This is a genomic window from Blastococcus sp. CT_GayMR20 (assembly GCF_004570345.1).
In genome coordinates this window covers 1-7186 of sequence record NZ_SPQM01000195.1, presented here as the reverse complement: position 1 = coordinate 7186, position 7186 = coordinate 1, and the positions used below count along the sequence as shown (strand labels likewise).

Below are 7186 nucleotides of genomic sequence, written 5' to 3'. Positions count from 1 at the left end.
GCTGCCCGACACCTCGGTGAGGCAGTCGTCCTGCGCGTTGTCGCAGCGGGGGGCGAACGCGCAGCCCTCCGCCCACGGGATGGCGTCGCGGGCAGAGCCACGGATCGGGGTGAGCGGCGTGCCACGGCCGGAGTCCAGCCGCGGTACCGACGCCAGCAGGCCGCCGGTGTAGGGCTGCCGCGGCCGGGCGAACAGCTCGTGCCGATCGGCGGTCTCGATGATCTTTCCCGAGTACATGACGTGCACGCGGTCGCAGAGACCGGCGACGACGCCGAGGTCGTGGGTGATCATCACCAGCGCCGTCCCGGAGTCGACGACCAGTTCCTTGAGCAGCTCGAGGATCTGCGCCTGGATGGTGACGTCGAGCGCGGTGGTCGGTTCGTCGGCGATGAGCAGGCGCGGCGAGCAGGCCAGCGACATCGCGATCAGCGCGCGCTGCCGCATGCCGCCCGAGAGCTGGTGCGGGTACTCCTTGAGCCGCCGCGTCGGGTCGGGGATGCCCACCCGGTCCAGGAGGTCGACGGCCTCGGCAGCCGCCTCGGACTTGGACATGTCGCGGTGCTCGAGCAGGACCTCGGTGACCTGGGTGCCGATCTGGACCGTCGGGTTCAGCGAGGACAGCGGGTCCTGGAAGACCATCGCCATGTGCGCGCCGCGCAGCTTGCGCAGCGTCCGGTCGCTCGACCCGATCAGCTCCTGACCCTCGAGCCGCACGGAGCCGGACACGGTCACCCCGCGGCGCGGCAGCAGGCCCATGATGGCCAGCGACGTCACGGACTTGCCGCAGCCGGACTCCCCGACCAGGCCGACCGTCTCCCCCGGCGCGACGGCGAAGCTGACGCCGTCCACCGCCAGGGTGGGCTGCTCCCCCTTGCGGTCGAAGGTGACCGCGAGTTCCTCGACCTCGAGGACCGGCGCCTCGGCCGGCCCGCCCAGCACGGAGCTCATGGGGTGATCACCTCCGGAACTTCGGGTCGAGGGCCTCGCGCAACGACTCGCCGAGCAGGGTGAACCCGAGCGCGACCACGATGATGCACAGCGCCGGGTAGACGGCGAGCTCCGGCCGGATGGACAGGAAGTTCTGCGCGTTGGCCAGCATGGCGCCCCACTCCGGCCGGGCCAGGTCGGGATCGCCGAGGCCGAGGTACGACAGCGCCGCCGCCTCGATGATCGCCGTGGCCAGTGACAGGGTCGCCTGCACGATCACCGGGCTCAGCGAGTTCGGCAGCACGTGCCCGAAGACGATCCGCGCCTTCCGGATGCCCAGGGCCTGGGCCGCGACGGCGTAGTCGCTCCCGCGTTGGACCAGCATCGACCCCCGCAGCAGGCGGGCGAAGATCGGCACCTGGGTGACCGCGATGGCGATCATCAGCGAGTACTGGTTCTGGCCCAGCAGCACCGAGATGCTGATCGCCATCAGCAGGCCGGGGATGGACAGCATGATGTCGACGAACCGCATCACCACGGTGTCCACCCAGCCGCCGAACGCCCCGGCGAGCACGCCCAGTGCCATGCCGACGATCACACCGAGGACCGTGGCCACCACGCCGATCAGCAGCGACTGCCGAGAGCCCCAGATCAGCCGGGAGAGCAGGTCGCGGCCGAGGTTGTCGACGCCGAGGGGGTACCCCTCCTGGCTGCCGGGGATGAAGCCCGGCCGGATCTCCGAGAGCAGGGTCTGCGCCAGCGGGTCCCGTGGCGCCAGCAGCGGCGCGAACAGCGCCACGAGCAGGAACAGGACGACGATGACGGCGCCGGTGATCGCCACCGGGTCGCGCCGCAGCCGCCGGATCGCGCTCTTGGTGAGCGAGACCCCGCCCTCGCCCTCGGGCACCTGACCGGCCCGGGCGGCCAGTTCGTCGATCCGCCGGCGCTTGACGTCCCCGATGGCGGTCATCGGACGCGCACCCGCGGGTCCAGGTAGCCGTAGGAGATGTCGACCAGCAGGTTCACGAGCACGTACACGACCGCCAGCAGCAGGATGAACCCCTGCAGGACGGCGAAGTCCCGCGCGAACAAGGCGTCGTAGAGCGCCAGTCCGACCCCGCCGAACGCGAAGACGGTCTCGGTGAGGACGGCGCCCGACAGCAGGAGCCCGGTCTGCAGGCCGATCGTCGTCGACACCGGCAGCAGCGCGCTCCGGATGATGTGCCGGCGGCGCACCGTCGAGTTGGCCAGCCCCTTCGCGTTCGCCGTCCGCACGTAGTCCTCGTTGACCACGTCGAGGACCGACGCCCTGGTGATGCGCACGATGATGGCCAGCGGGATGGTGCCGAGCGCGATCGCCGGCAGGATCAGGTGCTGGAGGGCATCCCAGGCCGCATCCCACTCGCGGGTCAGGATGCCGTCGAGCACGTAGAAGTTGGTGATGCGCGTGGCGTCGATGCGCACGTCCTGGCGGCCGGAGCCGGGCAGCCAGCCCAGCTCGACGGCGAACAGCAGGCGCAGCAGGTAGGCGAGGAAGAACACCGGGATGGCGACACCGAGCAGCGAACCGATGACCGAGGTCGAGTCGAGCCAGCTCCCGTGCTTGCGGGCGGCCAGGTAGCCCAGCGGGATGCCCACCCCGATCGCGAAGATCATCGCGCAGATCGAGAGCTCGACGGTGCCGGGCATGCGCTCGAGGAACTCCGTGGTGACCGGCCGGCCGGTCCGTGCGGACGTGCCGAAGTCGAGCCGCACGGCTCGGCCGAGGAAGCGGAAGTACTGGACGATCAGCGGTTCGTCGAGACCGAACAGCTCGTTGTAGCGGGCGATGGCTTCGGGCGTGGCCCGCTCGCCCAGCGCCGCCTGCGCCGGGCCGCCGGGAAGCGCCCGGAGCCAGGCGAACAGCAGGACGGAGAGCCCGAGCAGGATCGGGATCAGCTGGAGGAGCCGCCTGGCGATGAAGCGGGCCACGTGCTCAGGTCACCTTTCCGGAGCCGGACACGGGTCGCGCCGGTGGCCACAGAGTGCCACCGGCGCGACCGCGGAGCCGGATCAGTCGCTGAGGGACACCGTGGAGAAGACCTCGGCGGTCAGCGGGCTGGGCTCCAGACCCTGCACGTTCTCCGCGACGACGAGCGCCGGCGGGGAGTGCGAGATCGGGACCCCCGGCAGGTAGTCCATGATCAGGCGGTTGGCCTCCTGGTAGGACTCCGTGCGGTTGGCCGGGTCGGGCTCGGCGTCCGCCTCGGCCAGCGCGGCGAAGATCTCCGGCGCGCTGAACGCACCGAACTCGGCCGACGCCTGGTTGTTCGACGCCTCGGCGAAGAACGTGCCGATGAAGTTGTAGGCGTCGTTGTAGTCACCGGTCCACCCGAGCAGGTGGATGTCGGCCTGGCCCGCCTGGACGGCGTTCAGGTAGTCCGGGTTCCACGGCAGCGCCGTCGGCTGGATGGTGAAGCCGGCGTCGGTCAGGTTCTTGCTGATGACCTGGAACATCGCGGCGGGGTCCGGCAGGTACGGGCGGCTGACGTCGGTCGGGTAGAAGAACCGCAGTGTCGTGCCGGTGGCCCCGGCCTCGGCGAGCAGCTGCTTGGCCCGGTCCGGGTCGTACTCGTACGTGGTGACGTCGTCGGCCCAGCCGTCGACCGTCGGCGGCATGAACTGCGTGGCCTGCTCGGCGCCCTCGGGGAGCAGCGAGTTGACGATCGTCTCGCGGTCGATGGCGTGGGCGATCGCCTGGCGGACGCGCACGTCCTTCAGGGCCGGGTTCGCGCCCGAGTCGGGGACGTTCCCGCCGTTCATGCCCAGGTACAGGATGTTGAACGGGTCGCGGACCAGGACCTGGAAGCCGGCGTCCTGGAGCGTCTCGTAGTCGGCCGGGGAGACGAAGTCGAAGCCGTCGATCTCGCCGGCCTCGAGCTCCTGCCGCCGGGTGTTCCCCTCGGGGATCGTCCGGAAGATGATCTCGTCGAGGCTGGCCGCCTCGCCCCAGTAGTCGTCGTTGCGGACGAGGGTGACCTCACCGTTGCCGCGGTCCCAGCTCTCGAACCTGAAGGGGCCGGTGCCGACCGGGTGCTCCTGGGCGTACTCGGAGTAGGTGAGGGCGTCCTCGCTGCCCGACACCTCGTCCGCGTTGTACTGCTCCAGCGCCTCCGGGCTCTGGATGGAGAAGGCGGGCAGCGCCAGGGCGGAGGGGAACTTCGAGGTGACCTGGGTCAGCCGGATCACCGCGGTGTTCTCGTCCGTCGCCTCGCAGCTCTCGTAGATGCTGGGCGTGTCCGGCGTGCTGGCGAAGCCACCGAAGACGGCCTGGTAGTAGTACGAGGCGCTCGGGCTCTGGGCCAGGCCCTCGAAGTTGTACCAGCGGTCGAAGTTGAAGCAGACGGCCTCGGCGTTGAAGTCCGTGCCGTCGTGGAACTTCACGCCCTCCTGGAGGGCGAAGGTGTACTCGAGGCCGTCCTCGCTGACCTCCCAGTCCTCGGCGAGCTCGGGCACCGGGTCGGTACCGCCGAGCTCGTTGCCGAGCAGTCCCTCGAAGATCTGGCGGGAGACGCGGAACGTCTCGCCGTCGCTGCCGAATGCGGGGTCGAGCATCGCCGGGTCGCCGGCGGCGCCGAACACGAAGGTGCCGCCGGACTGCTCACCGCCGCCCTCGCCGCCACCGGAGTCGCGGTCGCTGGAGGCACAGGCGGACAAGGTCACGGCAAGGAGCGCGGCCGCTGACGCGGAGAGCGCTCGGGTGTGGCGACGGGTCATCGCGGAAAACCTGCCTTCTCGGCCCTCTCGGGCCGGATGAGCTCCGGACGGGACAGCCGTGGACAGGAATCGCTCCACAGACGTATCGCGGACCCTAGAACTCCGTCGTCACCGCTGGTGAGGGCGTCATCGACTTCGACACCGACTCGTGATCAAAGGACCGCCCTGCCCCCCACCGCTCCCAGGCTCGCGGCGGGCCCCTGCACGGGGCCTCAGGCGGCTTCAGGCGTCGATGCGGCGGCGGCCCTCGAACGCCCGCCCCAGCGTGACCTCGTCGGCGTACTCCAGGTCGCCGCCCACGGGCAGACCGCTGGCCAGCCGCGACACCGCCAGACCCATCGGGGAGACCAGCCGTGCCAGGTAGGCCGCCGTCGCCTCGCCCTCGAGGTTGGGGTCGGTCGCGATGATCAGCTCGGTGACCGCGCCGTCCATCAGCCGGGTCATGAGCTCCTTGACCCGCAGGTCGTCCGGGCCGACGCCGTCGATGGGGCTGATCGCGCCGCCGAGCACGTGGTAGCGGCCGCGGAACTCCCGCGTGCGCTCGATCGCCACGACGTCCTTGGGCTCCTCGACGACGCACAGGACGTCGTCGGTGCGCCGCGGGTCACGGCAGATGCGGCACTGCTCGGCCTCGGCGACGTTGTAGCAGGTCACGCAGAAGCGGACCTCCTCCTGCACGCGCTTGAGTGCGGCGGCGAGCCGGCTCACGTCGGCGGACTCGGCGGCCAGCAGGTGGAAGGCGATCCGCTGCGCGCTCTTGGGCCCGACGCCCGGCAGGCGGCCGAGCTCGTCGATCAGGTCCTGGACGGCGCCCTCGTACACGGTGTTCCTCGGTTCTCGTGGCGGATCAGAGGCCGGGCAGCCCGAGGCCGCCGCCACCGAGGCCGCCGGCGAGCGGGCCCATCGTCTGCTCGGCCAGCTGGTCGACCGCGTGCTTGGCGTCCCGGACGGCGGCGACGACGAGGTCCTGCAGCGTCTCGAGGTCGTCGGGGTCGACGGCTGCCGGCGCGATGGTGAGCGCGGTGAGCTCGCCGCTGCCGGTCATGGTCGCCGTGACCAGGCCGCCGCCGGCCGAGCCGGTCACCTCGCTGTTCGCCAGCTCCTCCTGGGCGGCGACCAGCTGCTGCTGCATCTGCTGCGCCTGCCGCAGCAGCTCTGCCATGTCGGGCTGGCCTCCGGGGAACATGCCACGAGAGTAGGCCGCGGATACGACGTGGAGCGGCCCGCCGGGGCGCGAGGTGCAGCTGGGTCGCATTGCGTGCGTTGTCCGCAGATTGCCGGTGCTGCAGGACCAGCAACCTGGGAACAACCCCGGCAATGCGGCGGGTCAGGGCTTTCGCGAGCGGGCGATCAGCTGGCGGGCGATGACGGTGCGCTGGATCTCGTTCGTGCCCTCGCCCACGATCATCAGCGGGGCGTCGCGGAAGTACCGCTCGATGTCGACCTCCGCGGAGTAGCCGGCGGCGCCGTGGATGCGCATCGCGTCGATCGTGACCTGCATGCACGCCTCGGAGGCGAACAGCTTGGCCATCCCGGCCTCCAGGTCGGAGCGCCGGCCGGCGTCGATGCCGTCGGCCGCGTCGAGCACGAGCAGCCGGGACGCCTGCACCCGCGTCGCCATGTCGGCCAGCAGGTTGCCGACCGACTGGTGCTCCCAGATGGGCTTGCCGAACGTCTCGCGCTGCTGGGCGTAGGCGAGGGCGTCGTCCAGGGCTGCCTGCGCGACGCCGACCGCACGGGCGGCGACCTGCACCCGGCCGAGCTCCAGCCCGGCCATGAACTGGGCGAAGCCCTGCCCCTCCTCGCCGCCGACGAGCGCGGCCGCCGGCACCCGCGAGCCGGCGAAGGAGAGCTCGCAGGACTCCACGCCGCGGTAGCCGAGCTTGGGCAGGTCCCGGGAGACCTCCACCTGGTCCGGCTCCACCAGCAGGATGCTGATCCCGCGGTGCCGGGGGTCGGCCTCCGGATCGGTCTTCACGAGGGTGGCGATCAGACCGGCGTGCCGGGCGTTGGTGATCCACGTCTTGCTGCCGTCGACGACGTAGGAGTCGCCGTCCTGGACGGCGCGGGTGCGGATGTCCTGCAGGTCGGAACCGCCGCTGGCCTCGGTGAGCGCCATGGCCGCGCGGACCTCACCGGTCGCCATCCGCGGCAGCCACCGCTCCTGCTGCTCGGCGGTGCCGTAGCGGGCGAGGATCCGGGCGACGACGCTGTGCCCGCCCATCGCCCCGGCCAGGCTCATCCAGCCGCGCGCCAGCTGCTCGGTGACCAGTGCGAAGCACCGGGCGGACACCGCCGACTCGCTCCAGGGCTCGGGGACGGCGAGCCCGAAGACTCCCATCTCCTTCATCTGGTCGATGAGCGCCGTGGGGTACTGCTGCTCCCGCTCGAGCCGCCCGGCGTGCGGGCGCACCTCGCGGTCCACCCAGTGCGCGACGGTCTCGACGATCTCCTGCTCGTGCTCCGGGAGGCCGCGCACGGGGGGTCAGCTCTCGACGGGCCG

General features: G+C 71.3%; 7 protein-coding genes. All 7 read right to left on the bottom strand.

Annotation, left to right across the window (positions count from 1 at the left end; translation table 11 throughout):
- On the bottom strand, nt 1–948 hold a 948-nt coding region (locus tag E4P40_RS25060; protein ID WP_135161054.1), incomplete at its 3' end, for an ABC transporter ATP-binding protein.
- Between the two features lie 7 nt (nt 949–955).
- Nucleotides 956–1897 carry an ABC transporter permease gene (locus E4P40_RS25055; protein WP_135161053.1) on the bottom strand — a complete coding sequence of 314 codons (942 nt, stop codon included), beginning with the start codon at nt 1895–1897 and terminating at the stop codon, nt 956–958.
- Entirely contained in the window at nt 1894–2898 is a 1005-nt protein-coding gene (locus E4P40_RS25050) for an ABC transporter permease (RefSeq protein WP_135161052.1), read from the bottom strand. Before E4P40_RS25050 ends, E4P40_RS25055 begins: the two co-directional genes overlap by 4 nt.
- Before the next feature lie 81 nt (nt 2899–2979).
- The gene (locus E4P40_RS25045; RefSeq protein ID WP_135161051.1) at nt 2980–4683 is read right to left on the bottom strand and encodes an ABC transporter substrate-binding protein; all 1704 of its coding nucleotides are present in this window, start codon (nt 4681–4683) and stop codon (nt 2980–2982) included.
- A 222-nt stretch (nt 4684–4905) separates the two neighbouring features.
- Nucleotides 4906–5505: a recombination mediator RecR gene (gene recR, locus E4P40_RS25040; protein ID WP_135161050.1), complete on the bottom strand. Its 600-nt coding sequence runs from the start codon at nt 5503–5505 to the stop codon at nt 4906–4908.
- 25 nt (nt 5506–5530) lie between these two features.
- Nucleotides 5531–5869: a YbaB/EbfC family nucleoid-associated protein gene (locus E4P40_RS25035; protein WP_135161049.1), complete on the bottom strand. Its 339-nt coding sequence runs from the start codon at nt 5867–5869 to the stop codon at nt 5531–5533.
- Nucleotides 5870–6010: 141 nt separating this feature from the next.
- Nucleotides 6011–7162 carry an acyl-CoA dehydrogenase family protein gene (locus E4P40_RS25030; RefSeq protein WP_135161048.1) on the bottom strand — a complete coding sequence of 384 codons (1152 nt, stop codon included), beginning with the start codon at nt 7160–7162 and terminating at the stop codon, nt 6011–6013.
- Nucleotides 7163–7186 lie beyond the last annotated feature (24 nt).

Excerpts from the sequence above, each read along its gene's own strand:
- E4P40_RS25055 (WP_135161053.1), bottom strand. The coding sequence starts at position 1,897 with ATGACCGCCATCGGGGACGTCAAGCGCCGGCGGATCGACGAACTGGCC.
- E4P40_RS25045 (WP_135161051.1), bottom strand. The coding sequence starts at position 4,683 with ATGACCCGTCGCCACACCCGAGCGCTCTCCGCGTCAGCGGCCGCGCTC.
- E4P40_RS25035 (WP_135161049.1), bottom strand. The coding sequence starts at position 5,869 with ATGTTCCCCGGAGGCCAGCCCGACATGGCAGAGCTGCTGCGGCAGGCG.